The sequence below is a fragment of the Marimonas lutisalis genome (assembly GCF_005434965.1).
GTDB lineage: Bacteria > Pseudomonadota > Alphaproteobacteria > Rhodobacterales > Rhodobacteraceae > Marimonas_A > Marimonas_A lutisalis.
The window spans coordinates 358,424-378,636 of record NZ_SKCI01000002.1 but is presented as its reverse complement, the minus strand read 5'-3'; the positions used below and the strand labels follow the sequence as shown (position 1 = coordinate 378,636).

The following is a 20,213-nucleotide window of genomic DNA, read 5'->3' as shown; positions in this document are numbered from 1 at the left end:
CCGGGCGATCAGCCCGGGCCACGCTTATCAAGTCTGCCGATGGCGGATCAGTTCACCGTTTCGGCGTCCAGGACATCTTTTTCACTGGCCTCACTCTTGGCAATCTCGATCCGGCGCGGTTTCAGCGCTTCGGGAATTTCTCTGACAAGATCGATGTGCAGCATCCCGTCGGTATGGGTTGCGCCCACCACCCTGACGTGATCCGCCAGCTGGAACCGGCGCTCGAACGCACGGGTGGCGATGCCACGGTGCAGATAGGTGCGGCCCTCGTCTTCCTCGGCCTTGCGGGCCGACACGATCAGCGCGCCCTCTTTCACCTCGACCGTCAGGTCGCTTTCGGCGAAGCCGGCAACGGCGATCGAGATGCGATAGGCATCGTCGGCGGTCTTTTCGATGTTGTAGGGCGGATAGGTGTTTTGCGTGACGTCGCTTGAAAGAACGCGGTCAAGCATGTCCGCGATTTGGTCAAAACCGACCGTCGCGCGGTAAAGCGGTGCAAAATCGAAGTTTCGCATGGGTCATCCTCCTTTGAGCGATACCGATATGTCGCCTTCCCGGAAGGGACAGGCACGTTTCCGGGGCCCTAAAAGGCACCCCGGCAAAACTCATTTGGGCAGTTGCATTGCGGGTTTCAAGACCCCGGGACCTTGACGAATTTCGCGCCCGAAGCGCCTTTTTTCTCGCCGACGCGAATGTGCCTTTCGCCTGCGGTCGCTGTTTCTGGCTTGACAGGCAATGCGCGCAGCTTGCGCTTCAACTGATCCACGGCGCGCGGCAACTCCGTACCAAAGGAAATCGGCTTGCCATTTCGCGCCCCGCCCGACGAAACCAGCGACAGAATGCGCGCCCGTTGTCCGTGCCGCACGAAAACAGGTGCGCCGCTGGACCCGAAGGTCACATCGCAGTCAAAGGCCATCATGCCGCTTTGCCGCCAAAGCAGGCCGCACTCCCTTTGCCACGACAACGTCGTGCTGCGGCCCTGCCCATAGGAAACAACGCTCACGCGCGTCCCGCTTTCCGCCGCACCGAGCAGCGCGAAAGGCGCGGCCGTTGCTGCGGGAATGCCCTGATCGAGCTTCAGAAGCGCCACATCCGCGCGAATGTTCTCCAGCGTCATTGGCGCGGTCGGGAAATATTCGGGCGATGCAACAGCGGCCGAAACACCACGGGCCGCGATTGACGTGCCTTTGCTGTATCCGGCTCGGAATGACATCCTGTCAGTCGGCACAGCTTCGCCAGTGCGGCGGTCGAATATGCAATGCGCAGCCGTCAACACGATATCCGTGGCGATCAGAACGCCGGTGCAATATCCGGTGCCTGCGATCTCAAGGCGTCCGACAGCCTCCCAGCCAAGCAGGTCGGACCTGTTGTCCAAGGGGATAAGCGCGCTTGCCTGCTCACTGCGAACCGGCAGCGCTGCAATAAGCAGCGCGAAGCTGGTCATGAGCATCCGCATCACGGTTTCACGAATTTCGCCCCGGTGCCACTGCGCGCGCCGCCCACGGTTACACGTTTGACCCGGGCATTTTCGCTACCGGCAAACACCCCGCCACCGGCCGCCAGTTCGGCGCGCAGAATTTCGAGCGGTTTCTGCAATTGCGTGCCCAGCGAAACATTCTGCCCGTTTACCTCGGCCTTGGCCGAAACCACCGAGACGATCCGCGGCTGGTCTCCGTCAAAGCTGAACACCGGCGATCCGCTCGAGCCGAAGTCGATATCGCAGGACATGACAAGCACGCCCTGCTGGCGCGCCATCACCCGACAGACCTCCTGGATAGAAGGTGCCTCGGCGCGGTCATGCGCATAGGAAACTACGCCGATGCTGTCGCCCTTGCTGGGCCTCGCATCGGTCTCAAACGGAACCACCGTGGTGTTGCGGATCGGGTGATGCAGTTCCAGAAGCGCAACATCGTTGCGCACACGATCAGCCATGGCCGTGCCGTCGAACACGTAATCCGGGTGGATCACCGCGCGCCGAACCCAGCGATAGGCCGAGGCGCGCCCGTTGCGCCACCCGGCCAGGAATTCGATCTTTGCATGGTCGATCCGCTCGCCGGTATGCTTGTCAAACAGGCAGTGGGCCGCCGTCAGGACCAGGTTGTCGGAAATCAGCGCACCGGTGCAAAAACCCTTTCCACCGATATCGAGCCGCCCGACGGCCTCCCAGCCACGGCTGTCATCGCCGGTGTCCAGGCGTTTCAGACGGGCATCTTCTGCCTGCACGGCCGCCCCCGCCAGAATGGCAGCAAAAACAAAAAGGATCCTGCGCAAAACCGGGCCTCCGACGTCTTGTTGATGCCGCGATACCCGAAACTTGGGGCAAAATTAGGGCAGCGCCCTGGGCCGCGGCCCACCCGTTGCCCAGTCCAGCAACTCAACGGTATGCACGACAGGCACGCCCGTGCCCGATCCGATCTGCATCATGCAGCCGATATTTCCCGCTGCGATCACATCCGGCTCCCTGGCCTCCAGCGTGCGCACCTTGCGTTGTTTCAGTTGGGCGGAAATCTCGGGCTGCAACAGGTTGTACGTTCCGGCAGACCCACAGCACAGATGGCTGTCGGCGGGCTCCACCACTTCGAAGCCTGCTTTTTTCAGAAGGTCCTTGGGATATGTCTTGATCTGCTGGCCATGCTGCAACGAACAGGCCGCGTGATAGGCCACGCGCATATCGCGGTTGTTGCCCTCCGGAAGATCGAGCTTCATCAGAAGTTCGCTTACATCCATGGCGATCCCCGCCACCCGCGCGGCCTCTTTGGCCAGAGGCTCGTTGCGGAACATGTGGCCATAATCCTTCACCGTCGTGCCGCATCCGCTTGTATTGATCACCACGGCATCCAGCCCTTCGCCGTCCATCTCCGCCACCCATGCGCGGATGTTTCTGGCCGCCGTTGCGTGGCTCTCCCCTGTCTTGCCCATGTGATGGGTCAACGCCCCGCAACAGCCCGCACCTTTCGCCACCACCACCTCGCATCCAAGGCGCCGCAACAGGCGGATCGTCGCATCGTTGATATCAGTGTTCAGCGCCTTTTGCGCGCAGCCTGTCATCAGGGCGACACGCATCTTGCGTTCGCCCTTCGCCGCAAAGGTCTGCGGGTCGTCATTGCGGCTGACCGGCGGAATTTCCTTCGGCGCCATCTCCAGCATCGCGCGCAACCGTGCATCTGGAACCAACCGGCGGAACGGACGCCCGATCTTGGCTCCGAGCAGGGCCAGGCGAAACCGGCCCGGGTAGGGCAGGATACGCGCCAGTATCCAGCGCAACACCCTGTCACCCAGCGGCCGCTTGTAGCGTTCCTCGATGTATTCGCGCGCGTGATCGACAAGGTGCATGTAATGCACACCCGACGGGCAGGTCGTCATACAGGCAAGGCAGCTCAGGCAACGGTCGATGTGCTTGACGGTCTTGGCATCCGGCACACGCTCGTTTTCCAGCATGTCCTTGATCTGGTAGATGCGTCCGCGCGGGCTATCCAATTCGTCTCCCAGTATCTGGTAGGTCGGACAGGTTGCTGTGCAAAACCCGCAATGCACGCAGGCCCTCAGGATTTCGTTCGCCCGGCTTATGCCCGGATCGCGCAGCTGTTGCTCAGTGAAATTGGTTTGCATCCGCCCTCATGTCCCCAGTGCCAGCGACAGACCGAACCACGGCGCCGCCGTTGCCGCAGCGCCCAACGCCGCGCTCCACTTTCTCACACCCGTCAGCCCCATGCGCAGCCGCACAGCCTGAACTACGGTGGCGATGGTTACCACCCAGCCCAACCAGGCACAGGTCAACCACGCCAGGATGATGACATCCACCTGCTGAACGCCTTTCAGAATCCAGGCCGCTGCCATCAATCCGGCCACAGACGCTGCCCCCATCATCACGCGGTGGCGCGATGGCGCGGCCCGTGTCAGCCCCAGGAAAACCGCAGGCCCCGCGATGAAAACGGTCACATATGCAAGAAACAGTGCCATGGATGTCATCCCATCAACCCGGGGTTCAGAATGCCCCTCGGGTCGAACTTATCGCGCAAACCTTGCGAAACCTTTTGGATCAGTGCCGCTTCGGGCTGGAAAACGGGCAGCTTCGCACGTGTCTCTTCGCTGGCCCGGACAAGGGTCGCGTGGCCATTCAAGCCCTCGGGCCGCATATCGGCGCCGTTGGGCGCCAGGCACCAGAGAAGGCCGCCGCCCCAATCAAGGATCACGTCACGGGCACCCTTTTCCCGCAGCCCGAGGGCCAGGGCAGGACCGTCCGAAGGCTTGACCGAATAACGCCAGACATCCCCGTCGGCAAGGTGGAACGGCTCAACATCGCGCACCTCGCGCCAAAGCGCGGCGACGGCATCGGGCGCGTCGACAACCTCTACCTGGCCAAAACCCGACAGGTGATCCGCAAGCGCCTTCGCCCGATATGCTACGCTTTCCGCAAAGCCTTCGATCCGCAATCGGGTTTTTCCCCCGATATGGGCGGCTCCCGTCACCTCGAATGGCGATCGCAGGGCCGCCGTCATGGCCGCAACCGCCTGCAATTCATCGTTGCTGTTCAGGATCAGCGTCACCGCGCTGGCCGGCTCCGGCAAGACCTTGAAGCTTACTTCGGTCAACACGCCCAACGTGCCTCGGCTCCCCGCCATCAGCTTGACCAGATCATAGCCGGTCACGTTCTTCATCACCCGGCCCCCGTTTTTCAGAACCCGGCCCATCCCGTCGACAAACCGCACCCCCAACAGGAAATCGCGGCATGCGCCGGCCTGAATCCGCCTAGGCCCGCTCACATTCGCGGCGACAACACCGCCGATCGTCGGCTCCCCCTGGGTGCCAAGAAGCCCGCGATGATCCATCGGCTCGAACGGCAGCCGCTGGCCTTCTGCCGCCAGTGCCCGCTCCACCTCGGCCACCGGCGTGCCCGCTTTCGCCACCAGCGTCAGTGCGCCGGGTTCATAGTTTACAATACCACTCAGGGCCGCGGTGCTCAGCGTCTCGCCCGCCACCGGCTTGCCCACAGGGCGGGTATCCCCCCCGACAATGCGCAGCGGCCCTTCGGCCCCCGCGATCAGCGCGCTCAGTTCTTCTTCCGTCTCAGGCGTCATCATACTCTTCTGTTCGCTAAATACCTCGGGGTCCGGGGGCTGCCCCGGGGCGGATGATCACGCTGCGCGTCGGCCACTTGATGCCGCAAGCGGGAAAACCTTTGCCGGGTTCAACAGCCACGCTGGATCAAACACATCCTTCACCGCCATCTGGATATCCAGATCATCGGGGGCGAACTGATCCACCATCAGGTCCCGCTTCTCGATCCCAACGCCATGCTCTCCGGTCAGGCAACCGCCGACCTCGACACAGAGTCGCAGGATATCCGCGCCGAATGCCTCGCATTTCTCCAGATCGCCTGGCTTGTTGGCGTCGAACAGGATCAACGGGTGCATGTTGCCATCGCCCGCGTGGAACACGTTGCCCACGTCCAACCCATAATCCTTCGACATCTCGCCGATCCGGCGAAGCACATAAGGCAGCTGGCTCACCGGGATCGTGCCATCAAGGCACATGTAATCGTTGATCTGCCCCATCGCGCCAAAAGCCGATTTGCGGCCCAGCCAGATTTTCGCGCTCTCCTCCGCGCTGCCACTCTCGCGCAGCTCAACCGGGTTGTGCTTGCGGGCGATCTGAAGGATCAGCCCCAGCTGTTCGTCGATTTCGGCATCGCTGCCTTCAACCTCGACGATCAGAAGCGCCTCGCAATCCGGGTATCCTGCCCCGGCAAACGCCTCGGTCGCCCGGATGCAGGGGCGGTCCATGAATTCGATCGCCACCGGCAATACGCCTGCCTTGATGATGTCCGACACAACCTGCCCCGCCACCTCGTTGCTGTCATATCCCATCAGAACGGGCCGCGCGCCTTCGGGCTTGCGCAGGATACGCAGCGCGGCCTCGGTCACCACACCCAGCTGGCCCTCGCTGCCACAGATCAGGCCAAGCAGGTCATAGCCGCCAGAGTCCAGATGCGCCCCGCCGATCTCGACCACCTCGCCATCCATCATCACCATGGTGACGCCCAGCAGGTTATTGGTGGTCACGCCGTATTTCAGGCAATGCGCGCCGCCCGAATTCATCGCCACGTTGCCCGCGATCGCACAGGCCAGTTGCGATGAAGGGTCGGGGGCATAAAAGAAGTCTTGTTCTTCCACCGCGCCGGACACGCTCAGGTTGGTGCGGCCCGACTGAACGCGGATAAAGCGGTTGTCATAGTCGACCTCCAGAACCTCGCTCATGCGCGAAACGCCCAGGATCACGCTGTCGGCAGTCGGCAGCGCACCACCGGCCAGCGACGTGCCCGACCCGCGCGGCACCACTGGCACGTCGAACTCGTGGCAAATACGCAGCACGTCCGATACTTCCTGCGTGTTCGCGGGCAGCACCGCCACCAGCGGCGGACACCGATAGGCGGTCAACGCGTCGCATTCATAGGCACGCGTTTCAGCCTCTTCGTGAATAACCGCGTCTTCCGGCAACACCTGCAGCAACCGCTCGACCAACTGGGGCTTCTTGGCCAAAACCTTCGGATCCGGGGTTGGCATTTCCATGGGCACTCTCCGATCAATTGGTAAAAAAATATAACCAATTTAGAAAATGCGCAAGCTTCGAGTTCCCGGACTTGATGCGCAAATGCCGCAGCACGCGCGATCACGCCAGCCGACACGAAGAGTTGAGATGTCATCTTCAACCGCCTGACGCTATAGAGCCTCCATGCTGCGATCCCGACTCATACGCCTCTCCACGCTGGCCTTTGCTGTGCTTTTGATGCCCCTCGCCGTGCGCGCCGACATGCCCGAAATCCTGTCGGTGGAAACCTCGCGCGTTGGAATGGGCTGGCGTATCGACGTGACGCTGCAACATCCCGATACCGGTTGGGATCACTATGCCGATGGGTGGGAGGTCGTCGACGAAGCCGGCAATCGCCTGGGCTTTCGCGAACTCATGCATCCGCATGTGAACGAACAACCCTTCACCCGCTCGCTGATAAACCTGATGCTGCCCGATGGCATGCGACGCGTCTACATCCGTGCCAGGTGCTCGAAAACCGGCTGGGGCGACGAACGCATCGCCGTTGATCTGCAGCCCTGATCAAACGCTCATCGTCGCGGCCACTGCCCGGGTCCAGCCCGCGTATTTCTCGTCGCGGGTCGCGGCATTCATCCGCGGCTCAAAACGTTTCTCCAGCGCCCAGTTGTTGGAAAACTCCGCCATCGCCGGATAGACACCGGCCCGCATCCCCGCCAGCCAAGCGGCCCCCAGCGCCGTGGTTTCCAGCACTTTCGGCCGGTCCACGGGCGCGCCGATGATGTCTGACAGAAACTGCATCGCCCAGTCGCTGGCACTCATACCGCCATCGACGCGCAGCACGCCGTCGCCCTCGGGCGTCCAGTCGGCGTGCATCGCTTCCAAAAGGTCACGGGTCTGGAAACCAACGCTCTCCAGCGCCGCACGGGCCAGTTCGTTCGGTCCCGAGTTGCGGGTGAGCCCGAAAATCGCGCCCCGGCTATCCGCGTGCCAGTATGGCGCACCCAACCCGGTAAAGGCCGGCACCATGATCACAGTTTGACTGGCGTCCGCGGCTTCGGCGAAAGGCTGCGTTTCCCGCGCCTCGCGGATGATTTTCAGCCCGTCGCGCAACCATTGCACCACCGCCCCGGCAACAAAAATCGACCCCTCCAGCGCATATGTCGGTTTTCCGTCCAACCGATAGGCGATCGTCGTCAGCAACCGGTTTTCCGACATTACCGGCTTTGCCCCGGTATTGAGCAACGCGAAACACCCAGTGCCGTAGGTGGCCTTCATCATCCCCGGGGAAAAGCAGGCCTGGCCGACACTTGCCGCCTGCTGGTCACCGGCAACCCCCAGGATCGGCACCTCGCGCCCGAACAGATCGGCGCGCGTCACGCCGAATTCCGCCGCGCAATCCCGCACGTCGGGCAACATGTCCATCGGGATATCCAGCAACTCGCATATCTCCGCGCTCCATTCTCCGGCTCGTATGTCGTAAAGCAACGTGCGCGCCGCATTGGTGGCATCCGTTGCATGCACCTTGCCGCCGGTCAGCTTCCAGATCAGGAAGGTATCGACGGTGCCGAACAACAGCTTTCCCTGCCCCGCCGCCGCACGCGCGCCCTCAATGTTGTCCAGAATCCACCGCAGCTTGGTGCCCGAGAAATACGGGTCCAGCAACAACCCGGTGCGCGCCGTGATCATCGGCTCATGCCCCTCGGCCTTCAGCGCACGGCACATATCGGCAGTGCGCCGGTCCTGCCAGACAATCGCATTGCAGACCGGCTGGCCGGTCTCGCGATCCCAGACCAGAGTCGTCTCTCTCTGGTTAGTGATTCCGATTGCTGCGATATCGCTGGCCGTGATGCCGGCACGTTCGATCGCTGCGCGGCAGGTGCCGGCGGTGGTGGCCCAGATGTCGGCCGGGTCATGCTCCACCCAGCCTGATGCCGGAAAGTGCTGCGGAAACTCTTCCTGCGCGATGGCTTTGATACCAATCTTTTCGTCAAAAACGATCGCCCTGCTCGACGTGGTGCCCTGATCGATCGCAAGGATATGGGTCATCTGCACTCTCCCCTGTTTTCGTCACGATAGGCGGCAAGGTGCATTTTGCCTATACCGCGGCGGCACGCATCCACGCGTCCACGGCGGCACTCGTATCCTCGTCCAGCTGCAGGCCCAGTTTCGAGCGTCGCCACAGCACATCCTCTCCGCGCCGGGCGAACTCTTTCTGCATCAACCAGGTCAGTTCGCGCTCGCTCAGCCCCGCTCCGAAATCCCGTCCCAGGTCCCCGGCATCGCGCGCTTGGCCCAGAACCTTCCAGGCCTCTGTGCCATAGGCCCGGATCAGCCGGCGCACTACATTCGCCGCCAGAAACGGATAGTCCGCCGCCAAACGCGCCATCAATGCCTCGACATCCTCTACCGGGAAATCCCCGCCGGGCAAGGCAGCGCCGGCCGTCCAGTCCACCGCAAGTCCGGGAAAGTGCGGCGCCAGACGGGCCATCGCGCTCTCGGCCAGCCGCCGGTAGGTGGTGATCTTGCCTCCGAACACATTCAAGAGCGGCGCGCCATCTGCATCCAGACGCAGCACATAGTCGCGCGTGGCCGCCGTGGCCGAACTCGCCCCGTCATCATACAAAGGCCGCACCCCCGAGTAGGTCCAGACAATGTCGCTTCGGGTCACCGGCGTCTCGAAATATTCCGATGCGAAAGCGCACAGATACTCCTGCTCCTGCTCGGTGCAGACCGGTGGCTCTGAAGGATCCGGGTGATCCTCGTCCGTGGTGCCGATCAGGGTGAAATCCTGCTCATAGGGAATGGCAAAGATGATCCGCCCATCGCGCCCCTGAAAGAAATAGCTCTTGTCATGCTCGAACAGTTTGCGCGTGACGATATGGCTGCCCCGAACAAGGCGCACACCTTCACGGTTCTCGATCTGCGCAATGTCGGAAACAACTTCCGCCACCCATGGACCGGCGGCATTCACCAACGCCTTTGCGCGGCGCGTCAGCTGGGCGCCGGTCTCCAAGTCTTCAAGCGTTATGGTCCATGCTCTGTCCCCGCGCTCGGCCCGTATAACCTTGGTTCGGGTCAGGATCTCGGCACCGCGCTGCGCGGCGTCACGGGCGTTCAGAACCACGAGGCGTGAGTCCTCGACCCAGCAATCCGAATATTCGAACGCCTTGCGATAGATGCACTTTAAGGGCTTGCCCTCCGGCGCCGTGCTCAGGTCAACGGAACGGGTGGCGGGTAAAATCTTGCGCCCCCCCATCGTGTCATAGAGCAACAGCCCCAGCCGGATCAGCCACGCGGGCCGCCGCCCCCGCAGCCACGGCATCACCACAGACAACAGCCGGGCCATCGGCGTGCCGCCCTCAAAACGCATCTCGGCGTGATAGGGCAGCACGAAGCGCATCGGCCAGCTGATATGCGGCATCGCGCGCAACAGAACTTCGCGCTCAATCAACGCCTCGCGCACCAGCCGGAACTCGAAAAACTCTAGATAGCGCAACCCGCCATGAAACAGCTTGGTCGAAGCCGAAGACGTGGCCTGTGCCAGATCACCCATCTCGGCCAATCCCACGCGTAACCCGCGCCCGGCCGCGTCACGCGCGATACCGCAGCCATTGATCCCGCCGCCAATGATGAACAGGTCCAATGGAACAGATGCGCTGTCCTCTACCGTCAACATCCTCTCCGAATCCCGTGGCTGCATCGAAATCGTCCGGCCCGATGGCATCAGTCACGGCGATGATTGTCAGGCGCGCGGCCACACCGCAATCCCGCCCCGTCCTGCCTGACCAAACGTTAACCCGCAATCCGGCACCACCGCCCTTGTCACGCGGTCGCACCGCTCAGGCGCTCGATTTCGGTTTCCCGGCGCACCAGCTTCAGGTCGCCAAGGATCAGGAACATCGCCGGCGTCACGAACAATGCCAACAACGTGGCGCTTGTCAGGCCGAAGGCAAGGCTTGCTACGATCGGGCGCAGGAACTGTGCCTGCGTGCTTTGTTCCAGCAGCAGCGGCCCCAACCCCACGATCGTCGTCAGCGAGGTCAGGAAAATTGCCCGGAACCGATCGCGCACCGCCTCGCGCGCGGCCGGGATCAGCTCTTCGCCCGCGGCAAACTTCTCCTTGATGAAATTCACCAGAAGGATCGAGTCGTTGACCACGACACCGGCCAGCGTCGCCAACCCGACAAGGCTCGGCAGCGAAATCTGCAGCCCCAGCGCCATGTGCCCCCAGATGACCCCTGTCAGGCTCATCGGGATCGCCACGAGAACGACGACCGGCTGCACGAAACTACGGAACTGGAACGCAAGGATCAGGAATACCCCCAGCGCCCCGATCACCATGTTCCGCAACAGTGAAGCCCCGGTCGTGGCCGTGTCCTCGGCCTCACCCAGGATGCGCACCGAAACCCCGGGCCGCGTTTCCGCCAGCCTTGGCAGGAAATCACTCTTCATCGCCGCCATCAATTCGCGCGAATTGGCCACGTCGGGGTTGATCGAGCCCTGAACGCTGACTGTCCGTTGACCATCGACCCGGTTGATCGTCGCAAAGCCGCGCGCGGTTTTCACTTCGGCCACTGCCGAAAGCGGAATCAGCGCACCATTTGGCCCGGCAATCCGCAGGCTTTCGATATCGGCGGGCGTCCGGCGATCTCCCGGAGCAAGCCGCGCCACGATATCGACCTGTCCCAGACGGTCGTCGATGCTCAGAGCGCTGTCCCCGCGGAACCCTGCACGCAACGCCGTGGCAATCGCCTGCGGCGACACGCCAAGCGCCGTGGCCTCGGCCGACCTGACGGTGACGATGTACTCGGGTTTTCCAGGCTGCAAATCGAAGGTCACGTCGCGCACGCCCTCGAATTCACGGAAGAACCTGCGCAATTCCTTGGCGGTCGCCTGCAACTCGGCCAGGTCCTCGCCCTGCACCATCAGGTCGATAGGCTTACCCCCCGCGCCGCGCTCCTTGTCGGTGAACCGCACTGCTGCCATGTCCGGCAGCGGCCCGGTCAGCTTGCGCCAACGATCCACGATATCGGTCACTTCGGTCGTGCGCACACCGGCGGGCAGCAGCTTGGCACTGACCGTTGCCATATGTGGCCCGGTTTCGGGCGTATCCGCGTTCTGGCTGTAGGTAATGGTGTAGCTTTGCACCAGGGCCTGTCCTTCGGGCTGGTCCGGTGACCATTCCTCGTTCATCTTCTCCAGCGCAGAAACGACCTTGGCAACCCGCTGCTCGGTGCGCTCCAACGGTGCGCCCTGAACCAGCAAGAGCCGCGCCTCGACCGTGTCGCTCTCCAGGTTTGGAAAACTCTGGAACTTCAGGAACCCGCCGGTGATCGGCGCAACCGACAGCATCACCAGCATCACTGCCACGCCCATGGTGAAATAGCGGTAGCGCAACGACAGTTCGGACAGCGGTACGATAACCCGGTCGCGCAGCGTGTCGAAAGCCCCGTTCACCGCCCGGCTGACTGCGCCCGGCCGCAACTCACCTTTCAACGAGTGGCGCAGGTGGTTGGGCAGGATCAGGAATGCCTCGACCAGGCTGACCACCAGCGTGATCAGCAGCACGATCGGCATGAATTTCAGGATCGCGCCGATATTTCCCGTCAGGAAACCAAGCGGGCCGACGATCATCGCCGTCGTCAGGAACGAGGCCACAACGCCCGGTCCCACCTGCTTGACCCCTTTGATCGCCGCTTCCGTGGCGCCCTCACCGGCCTGCCGTCGCCGCACGATGTTTTCCGAGATCACGATGGCGTCGTCCATCAGCAGACCAATCGCCACAAGCAGGGCAACCATCGTGATCATGTTGATGGTCAGGCCCATCAACTGCATGGCAAAGACCGTCCCCAGGAACGACACCGGCAAACCCATCGCCACCCAGAACGAAAAGCGGAAACCAAAGAAGAGCCACATCGCCACCAGCACCAGCAACAGGCCCTGCGCGCCGTTTTCGAAAATGATACGAAGCCGGTCGCGGATATTCCCGGTCGAGTCCTGCGAGATGGACAATTCGATATTGCCGGGCGCCTCGGCCCTTGCCTGCTCGACCTGGCGGTCCAGCGCGGCCTTGACGCGCAGCGCATCCTGCTCGGCGGTCTTGTTCACGGCAATCACGGCGGCCCGGCGATTGTTGAAAAACGCGGCCTGCGCCGGGTCGGCAAATCCTTCGCTGATGGTTGCCACATCCCCCAGGCGCACCTCGCTGCCCGCGACCGTGCCCGTCAACGGAATGCGGGCCAGATCGCCGATCGTGCGCTTTTCACCCAGAAAACGGATCGCCGATTCGCCCTCGCGCCCCTCCAGCGCGCCTGCCGGCAGATCCAGGCTGCTCCGCACCAGAACGCCAGACACGTCGGCTATCGAAAGCCCGTGACGTTCCAACGCCTCGGCCTCGAATTCGATCGCTATTTCTCGATCCGAAAACCCCGATATCTCCACCTGGCTGATCTGCGGATCGGCCTTCAACCGCTCGGCAAGAGCGTCGGCATAGGCCAGCAGAACCGCAGGGTCCTCGGGGCCCGTCACGGCGACCGAGGCCACCGCCGCCACCCGTTCAACGACACGGGTAACGGGATCCTCGGCCTTGTCCGGAAACCTGTTGATCCCGTCGACCGCCGCCTTGATGTCGTTATGAAAGCGCGTCATGTCCGCGCCCTCGACGATCTCGGCCCGGATCACGGCCATGTTCTCGCGCGACAGGCAGGCCAACTCGCTCAGGTTGTCGACACCGCGCAACGGATCCTCGGCCACGGTGCAGATGCCCCGCTCGACTTCGGCCGGAGACGCGCCCGGATAGGCGATGCGTACTTCCACCTCCGACGGCGGGATGACCGGAAAGGTATCCCTCTGCAATGTCGGCGCGGCGGCGATCCCCAGCACGATAAAGGCGATCATCAGGATATTGGCTGCCGTCGGATGACGGGCAAACAGGCCGATCATGGCTTGCTCCCGCCCTTGCCCTGTCCGCCGCCGCTCTTGCCCGCGGCTTCGGCAGCCAGTGCCGCCATCGCCGCCTTGTCCTCGACAGGCTTCACGGCCATGCCTGGCACCGCAACCGCCGGATCCGTCAGAACCAGCTTGTCGCCCTCGGCCAGACCATCGGCAATGACCGCGACATCACCGATCGCATAGGCCACCTGCACCGCCCGGCGTTCCAGCGTCGACTCTGCGCCAACGACCAGAGCCCTTCCGCTCTCTACCGCCGCGAGCGGCGCCGCCAGAACGGTTTGCCTCGGCCCGGCCAACGTCACTTCGACGAACATGTTGCGCCGCAATGGCGGGCGCTCACCGGCCTTGGCCTGTCCCAGCGGGTCGTCCACCCGCACCACGATCACACCGCTTTGCGTGCGCGCGTCGATCGCGTCTCCGACCCGCTCCACGACGGCTTCCCATGTCGTGTCATGCCCCATCGCGGGCAGGCGGACCCGGGCCTTGAAATCGGTCACGGTGATCTCACCCGGCATCGCCCGGATCACCGGACCGATCCGCCCGACCGGGAACTGCGCGTCGATCTCCACGGCCTCTGTGCCCTCGGCCGTCACCAGCGTCTGGCCACGCGTCACGTATTGGCCCGTTTCGGCCGACACCTCATTGATGCGGATGTCATAGGGCGCCCGTATCTCGGCAAATCCCAGGGCCCGCTCGATCGAGGCGCGCTGTGCTTTCAGTACCTCGCGCTCGGCCGCGTTCAAGGCCAGCTGGTTGTCGATATCGGTCAGCTTCGCGCGCGCGGCCAGCTCCTGCCGCCGCACCTCATCCAGACGCGCGGGCGTTGTCACGCCCTGTTCGACCAGCGCCGCCTGTCGTTCCAGCTCCGCCCGGGTCAGCGCCACGTCCGATGCCGCGATCGCCTTGCTCGCCTCGATCGTGTCGTCACGCACGTCAAGCGCGGCAAGCTGCGCATCGACCTGCGCCAGATCAAGCTGCAAGTCGCTGTCATCAATGCGCGCCAGCAGTGTTCCGGCCTCGGCCAGCGCCCCGCTGGCCAGCCCCGGCATGGCCTCTATCACCTCCCCTTCGATCCGCGCGACGGCGCGCCATTCCCGCGCGGGCGAAACGGCTCCGTATCCGGTAACCCGCGGTACGATCTCGATCGGGGCCAGCGTAATCACCCGTACCGGCGTCACCGGGCGCGCACGCTCCTTGGTGGCAGGGGCCGTCTTGAGGTTATCGGAATAGGCAACCCCGATGACGCCCAACGCGACCGGGATCGCAAAGGCCAGGGCCCGGGCAAGGAAAGTTATCGACGCGCGCATGACATCATCCTTCCAAGGTCACACCATATTGCACAGACTCAGCCACAATTACCGCACCATGGCAATGCGACCCCTTAAACTGAAGAAAAAACGCCGGTGAAACGCTGGCGCTGCTTGCTCAGTCGCCTCCCGCCCGCAACGCGTCGATGGCCGTATCTTCGTGCAACTCTTCCATTCCGGACAGGTCGATCAGCGCATCAAAATCCAGGATTTCGATATCGTGCGGCGTGTTCAGCTTGATGATCCCGTCATCGTTCAGGGCATGGAACGCGCGGCTGATGGATTCAGGACGTGTTCCCAGGAACTGCGCCATGTCCTTGCGGCTTACGGGCATCTTGATCCTGATCGGGCTGCTCGCCGTCACGCCCGCGATATTCGTCCAGCGCCGGCACAGGACCAGCAGGAAACCGGCAAGCCGCTCCGTGGTGCGGTGATTGGCAAGGATCAGCATCCATTCGCGCGCGGCGTCCAATTCGCTCAGGATGTTCAGCAGGACCATCCGTTCAAGCTCGACCGATCGGGTCAGGAGGTCTTCGAACCCCTTGCGCGAGAACATGTAGATCTCGGCATCGGTTGCGACCTCGATCGCGAAATGCACCGGACCGTCGAAAACCCGCCCGAACATGTCACCCCGAACCAGAAGTCCAACGATATGATCGCGACCGTCTGGCAGAGATTTGCGCATCCGCAGGATGCCTTTGCCAATACAGCCGATGTATTTCAGCTTTTCCTGTTCATAGGCAACCGTGGCGCCGGCCTCGTAAACCTTCCGGCGGCACAAGCCGTTCAATTCCTGCTGTGTCTTCGCTGGCAACTCAGAAAAAACCTCGAGGTCCTCGGTTGCACAAGGAGCACTCGAATTCGGGCGCCGCGGCCGTTCAGAGCTGTTTTTCATTACACCACTATTCTTCAACTATTGGTCAGATTGAACGATACAGCAACCAAGGCACACAATAATCCACACAATACCCGTTTCTTGGCGCCACGCGGAAAGATGGAAAATTACTGCGAAAGACTGGCCCATTTCCATGTACTCAGCAACCGGAAATTTCCGGCACCGGTCCGCGTTGATAACCATCAATGACGGAATCACCTGCATTTGCGTTTCTTGAAGCATGAATATCGCTGGGAGCAGTCTCATGCGGAAAACGCGAACCTGGGCCCTAGTCATCGACGGCGTCAAAGCACGAATCCTGCGCGGGATTTTGGATGGAAGATCGCCTGCCGAAGCGCCGGCCGAGCTGGTGAACAAAAGCCGGCACGGTCATCTGCGCAGGACTTTCGAAGCCGGGCACACGCATCACACGTCCGCATCTGCATCGCGCGATTGTAAGTCAGAAGCAATTCGCAGCGACATGGAAGAGTTTGCGATTTATGTCTGCTCATTTCTCGATAGCCACCGCCTGGCTCGGGACTTTGATCAGCTCGCAATTCTTGCTACACCAATCATGCTGGACCTTCTGAAACAGAAAATGCGGCCACCACTTCGCCGCACTGTCTATTTCGAGTGTGCTGCAAGTCTTGTTCATCTAAGCGAATCAGATTTGCGTCAGAAAGTTGCCGAGATTTTAAGTACTTCGCCAAAAAGCCAATTGGCGTAACACGAATTCACACCCCCAACCGCGGGAGGAAAGTATGTGTTACAAAGACAATTGTTTGGTATGCAAACACAACCAGTCCGATATCTGCCGATCGATAAGGCAGATGAAGCGCACACCGGTCGCCACGGCCCCAACACCATACCGCCTGTCCGAAAACGCAATGCTTTTCGAAGTCGGCGACAAGCCCGGGCTGGTGGGCGTTCTGAAGCGCGGCTATCTCCGCCGCGAACGGCTCACCCGCGAAGGCGACCGAACGGTGATCGGCCTTGATCTGCCCGGCGATCTCGTGGGCGAACTTCCCGGCAGAACGGTGAAATACACGCTCGAAGCGGCAACCGATTGCGAAATTTGCCATTTCGAGCCCAGCGCCGTGGAAAGGTTCATTGACGAAGATGCCGTCTTTCGCCGCGGCGTTGTCGCCGCCATGGATGAACAGCTGCTCCGACAACTCAACATGGCGCTCATTCGCGGCGCCCTGTCCAGCCGCGAACGCATCCTCGCCTTCCTTCTCTGGGCCTCGACGATGATCCCTTGCGAACCGCTGCCGGATGGCAGCGTGGTCATCTCTGTACCTGTCGGGCGCAAGGACTGGGCCGATCTGTGCAACACGTCGATGGAAACGATCAGCCGCCTGATGACCGAGCTTTCCGTGGCCGGGATCGTCACGCATCTCGAAGGAAAACGGTACAGGGTTCAGGATCCTGCTCGCCTGGTCGAAATGGCCGGTCTCGATGATCCGTTCTTCACGGATACCCACCCGCGGCACCCAACGCTTTTGACCGCCATCAATGCCGTTTCGCGCAAGAACGGCACAAGTGAGGCTGAACGCCCGAAATATGGCGCGCGCCCCGGGCGGACAAAACCACCTGAGGTCGACCATGGCACAGGAAAAACCCAAGGTTGACGTGAAAAAACCTGTCGAAGCACGCGAAACCGAGCGCAAAATCGAGGTGAAAGCGAGCTGACCCGCAACATGGCGCCTTGTTCGGCAACAAGACGGGCGCCCGCAAACCCCGACAGAGCCAAGATCCCTTTCCTGGGCTGCCGGGCACATAACCGGGTGCGCCACGCCCCAGATACGCGCATCCGGTCTTTCCAAGGCCGGCCGCGGATCACTCCGCGGCCGGCGCTTTTTTGCCTGCCCAAATTCACGTGCTGATTGCATTGCGCGCCGTCAATGTGGCGCGCTCGGAAGCTCCTAGTCTGTAGGTGCATCGCGGCGCGAAGAGCTTCGATCTAGGCTCATCGCGCCCCAAAAGGGAGAGAGACCATGAAGGATACCCATGACACTGCCCCTGAGCGTCAACACGATGACACGCTGTCCTCGAAGGCGCGCCGGCGGTTCCTGAAACTCGCAGGGCTGACGGGCGCCGCTGTTGCCGCGTCACGTCAGGTGGCCTTTGCCGCGCAGGGCGATATCAACTTCTTCGCCAAGGATCTGCCGGATGAAAAGCTGATCGACATGTATCGCACGATCCTCAAGATCCGCTGGCACGAACGCACCCAGGCGGACGAGATGCTCACCAATACCGAGTATCGCGGCTACAACCACTTCTATGCCGGTCAGGAGGCTGTCGCCACGGGCGTCTGCGCCGCGCTGCGCAATGACGGTCCGTTCGATCAGATCGATCTGGTCTATTCCTCGCACCGCCCTTCGGGCCATGCCATCGCCAAAGGTGTGGACATCCCCACAATGGTGGCCGAGATGGACTTCCGCGCCACCGGCATGAACGGCGGGTATGCCGCCGAGATGCACATTTCGGACCCCTCGGTCGGTTTCATCGGCGCCGACGGGATGATCGGCCCGGCGCCGGTCATCGCCTCGGGATCCGCCTTTGCCATGCGGGCGCGCGGCTCCGACCAGGTGTCGGTGGTGTTCGCGGGCGACGGCAACTATGCCGCGCCGCATTTCCACTCGACGCTGAACAATGCGCGACTGCTGGACCTGCCGTTCATCTACGTGTGTGAAAACAACCTCTATCACCAGTACGCGCACTACTCCTATTCCTGCCCGCACGAAGACATCGCCACCGCTGCCGCTTCCTATGGCATCCCGACGATCGTCGTCGACGGACAGGACGTGGTCCAGGTCTACAATGCGGCCAGGGAAGCGGTCGATCGTGCCCGCGCGGGCGGTGGCCCCACCTTCATCGAGGCCAAGACCTACCGCTACTACAACCACTGGGGCGCCCCGGGTGCCGAGGCCGGCAAACTGGGTGCATTCGGCTATGACCCGCTCGCCATCACCTCGTTCCGACCCGAGCGCGAAGTCCGCGCCTGGATGCAGCGTGACCCGGTCGAGATCGCCCGCAACATCCTCGTCGATTGGGGTGTGATGGAGCGCCAGGCCGCCCTCGACATGGAGGAAGAGGTGAAGGCCGAGATCAAGGCGGCCTTCGAATGGGGCCTCAGCCAACCGCTCTGCAACCCCGAGGATGGTCTCAAACACGTCTTCGCCGAAGGCACGGTTCCGCCGCGCCAGTTCGGTTGAACGCACGCATTTCCTGAAAGGACAACACCATGGCACAGAAAAGCTGGATGTACTCGGTTCTCGAAGCCGTACAGTACGAAATGCGCGAAGACCCGGCGATGACCTGGATCTTCGAGCTCACCCCGCCGGTGGCCTCGAACCCCGGCAAACCCGTGATCAACCTGGAAACCGAGTTCGGACGCAAACGCTGCGTAAACACCGGGATCGACGAAAACTGGATGGCTTCGGCCGTCCTCGGCGCCGGTCTCTCCGGGTCCAAGGCCGCCACCTATATCCCCTACCAGGGCGCCTGCATCCCCTTCGAGGTGATCCAGAACGTCGCCGGCAAGCTGCGGCACATGACCGGCGGCAAGGCCGAAATGCCGGTCGTCTGGGTGATCGAGATGACGGGCCAGACCCCCGGCTTCGCCGGTCAGCACTCCTGTTACGAGGAGGACAGCTACTACATGCACATCCCCGGCATCCGCACGGTCATCCCGTCGACACCCTATGATGCCAAGGGGCTGATGCATGCGGCGCTGCGCTCGCCCGATCCGGTGGTCTATCTCTACCCCGCCGGGCTGCGCACCCTGACCGAAGAGGTGCCGGACGAACCCTACGAGGTGCCGCTCGACAAGGCCGCTGTGCGCACCGAAGGCAGCGATCTGACGATCGTCAGTTCCGGCGCGGGCATGCCCGATGTGCTGGAAGCCGCCAAGATGCTGGCCGACGAAGGTGCCGGGATCGAGGTGATCGACCTGCGGGCGCTCAAGGAAATGGACACCGAAACGCTGGTCACGTCCGTCGCCAAGACCAAGCGCCTGCTGACGGTGGACCAATCCTACTACACGCTCTGCCCCGGCGCCGAGGTGATCGCCCGCGTGGCCGAAAACGTCGACGGCGCACGCTACAAGCGTGTGGCCTTCCCCGATGCGCCGCCGCCCGCCTCTCCGGAAATGTTCACCTGGATGCGGCCCGATGTGGCAAACGTCGTGGAGGCTGCCCGTGCAATGCTCTGACACGGCGCAGGCCAACGGCGATCCCCTGGCACAAGGGGATCGCCGCCAACAGGCCGACGAGCAGGACGCGCCCCGCTGCGACAGCTGCGGGTCGGGTCACCTTGAACGCGCGCATGTCGAAATGGCCTTCTGGTCCGGCGACCGGATGGTTCTTGTCGAAGGCGTGCCCGCGCTCATCTGCAACCGATGCGGCGAACAATACACCGAAGACCAGACCGCCATGCGCCTGGACCGTCTGCGCGCCGCCGACTTTCGCGACGCGCAACAGACAGGCGAACGCCGCGTGCCTGTCTTCACATACCCGAAGGGGGCATGA

The 20,213-nt window shown here is 62.5% G+C and carries 18 protein-coding genes; 6 read left to right on the top strand and 12 right to left on the bottom strand.

The window, feature by feature from the left end; all coding sequences use genetic code 11:
- Nucleotides 1–47: 47 nt before the first annotated feature.
- The 7 genes from E0501_RS09980 to E0501_RS09950 form a co-directional block, all read right to left on the bottom strand.
- Complete coding sequence (locus tag E0501_RS09980; RefSeq protein ID WP_137701231.1) at nucleotides 48–515, bottom strand: Hsp20 family protein; 468 nt, start codon at nucleotides 513–515, stop codon at nucleotides 48–50.
- A gap of 116 nt (nucleotides 516–631) precedes the next feature.
- Entirely contained in the window at nucleotides 632–1,444 is an 813-nt protein-coding gene (locus E0501_RS09975) for a trypsin-like serine peptidase (RefSeq protein WP_137701230.1), read from the bottom strand.
- Between the two features lie 11 nt (nucleotides 1,445–1,455).
- Nucleotides 1,456–2,223 carry a trypsin-like serine peptidase gene (locus E0501_RS09970; RefSeq protein WP_235857804.1) on the bottom strand — a complete coding sequence of 256 codons (768 nt, stop codon included), beginning with the start codon at nucleotides 2,221–2,223 and terminating at the stop codon, nucleotides 1,456–1,458.
- A gap of 102 nt (nucleotides 2,224–2,325) precedes the next feature.
- On the bottom strand, nucleotides 2,326–3,609 hold the full coding sequence (gene glcF, locus E0501_RS09965; RefSeq protein ID WP_137701228.1) for a glycolate oxidase subunit GlcF: 1,284 nt from the start codon (nucleotides 3,607–3,609) through the stop codon (nucleotides 2,326–2,328).
- Nucleotides 3,610–3,615: 6 nt separating this feature from the next.
- Nucleotides 3,616–3,960, bottom strand: coding sequence for a hypothetical protein (locus tag E0501_RS09960; protein WP_137701227.1), 345 nt, complete (start codon nucleotides 3,958–3,960; stop codon nucleotides 3,616–3,618).
- Nucleotides 3,961–3,965: 5 nt separating this feature from the next.
- Nucleotides 3,966–5,078, bottom strand: coding sequence for a glycolate oxidase subunit GlcE (gene glcE, locus E0501_RS09955; protein WP_137701226.1), 1,113 nt, complete (start codon nucleotides 5,076–5,078; stop codon nucleotides 3,966–3,968).
- A gap of 57 nt (nucleotides 5,079–5,135) precedes the next feature.
- A complete protein-coding gene (locus E0501_RS09950) occupies nucleotides 5,136–6,569 on the bottom strand; it encodes an FAD-linked oxidase C-terminal domain-containing protein (RefSeq protein ID WP_137701225.1) in 1,434 nt (477 codons plus the stop codon).
- A gap of 163 nt (nucleotides 6,570–6,732) precedes the next feature.
- Between E0501_RS09950 and E0501_RS09945 the strand changes: the two genes are divergently transcribed.
- Entirely contained in the window at nucleotides 6,733–7,110 is a 378-nt protein-coding gene (locus E0501_RS09945; RefSeq protein ID WP_170222773.1) for a hypothetical protein, read from the top strand.
- Here E0501_RS09945 and glpK read toward each other — a convergent pair whose 3' ends face one another.
- From glpK to E0501_RS09920, 5 genes are all read right to left on the bottom strand, one after another.
- Entirely contained in the window at nucleotides 7,111–8,595 is a 1,485-nt protein-coding gene (glpK, locus tag E0501_RS09940) for a glycerol kinase GlpK (RefSeq protein ID WP_137701224.1), read from the bottom strand.
- A 49-nt stretch (nucleotides 8,596–8,644) separates the two neighbouring features.
- Nucleotides 8,645–10,225, bottom strand: a complete 1,581-nt coding sequence (glpD, locus tag E0501_RS09935) for a glycerol-3-phosphate dehydrogenase (RefSeq protein ID WP_137701223.1) — start codon at nucleotides 10,223–10,225, stop codon at nucleotides 8,645–8,647.
- A 146-nt stretch (nucleotides 10,226–10,371) separates the two neighbouring features.
- Nucleotides 10,372–13,491 carry an efflux RND transporter permease subunit gene (locus E0501_RS09930; protein WP_137701222.1) on the bottom strand — a complete coding sequence of 1,040 codons (3,120 nt, stop codon included), beginning with the start codon at nucleotides 13,489–13,491 and terminating at the stop codon, nucleotides 10,372–10,374.
- Nucleotides 13,488–14,807 (bottom strand): efflux RND transporter periplasmic adaptor subunit, encoded by a 1,320-nt coding sequence (locus E0501_RS09925; protein WP_137701221.1) that lies wholly within the window; start codon nucleotides 14,805–14,807, stop codon nucleotides 13,488–13,490. The genes E0501_RS09930 and E0501_RS09925 overlap by 4 nt, the downstream gene beginning before the upstream one ends.
- Nucleotides 14,808–14,925: 118 nt before the next feature.
- Nucleotides 14,926–15,621: a Crp/Fnr family transcriptional regulator gene (locus E0501_RS09920; RefSeq protein ID WP_161594595.1), complete on the bottom strand. Its 696-nt coding sequence runs from the start codon at nucleotides 15,619–15,621 to the stop codon at nucleotides 14,926–14,928.
- Nucleotides 15,622–15,946: 325 nt separating this feature from the next.
- Between E0501_RS09920 and E0501_RS09915 the strand changes: the two genes are divergently transcribed.
- From E0501_RS09915 to E0501_RS09895, 5 genes are all read left to right on the top strand, one after another.
- Nucleotides 15,947–16,408 (top strand): host attachment protein, encoded by a 462-nt coding sequence (locus tag E0501_RS09915; protein ID WP_161594594.1) that lies wholly within the window; start codon nucleotides 15,947–15,949, stop codon nucleotides 16,406–16,408.
- A 34-nt stretch (nucleotides 16,409–16,442) separates the two neighbouring features.
- Nucleotides 16,443–17,312: a Crp/Fnr family transcriptional regulator gene (locus E0501_RS09910; RefSeq protein WP_137701218.1), complete on the top strand. Its 870-nt coding sequence runs from the start codon at nucleotides 16,443–16,445 to the stop codon at nucleotides 17,310–17,312.
- Nucleotides 17,313–17,678: 366 nt separating this feature from the next.
- Complete coding sequence (locus E0501_RS09905; protein WP_205123480.1) at nucleotides 17,679–18,899, top strand: thiamine pyrophosphate-dependent dehydrogenase E1 component subunit alpha; 1,221 nt, start codon at nucleotides 17,679–17,681, stop codon at nucleotides 18,897–18,899.
- 29 nt (nucleotides 18,900–18,928) lie between these two features.
- The gene (locus E0501_RS09900; protein WP_137701217.1) at nucleotides 18,929–19,897 is read left to right on the top strand and encodes an alpha-ketoacid dehydrogenase subunit beta; all 969 of its coding nucleotides are present in this window, start codon (nucleotides 18,929–18,931) and stop codon (nucleotides 19,895–19,897) included.
- The gene (locus E0501_RS09895; RefSeq protein ID WP_161594592.1) at nucleotides 19,884–20,213 is read left to right on the top strand and encodes a type II toxin-antitoxin system MqsA family antitoxin; all 330 of its coding nucleotides are present in this window, start codon (nucleotides 19,884–19,886) and stop codon (nucleotides 20,211–20,213) included. Before E0501_RS09900 ends, E0501_RS09895 begins: the two co-directional genes overlap by 14 nt.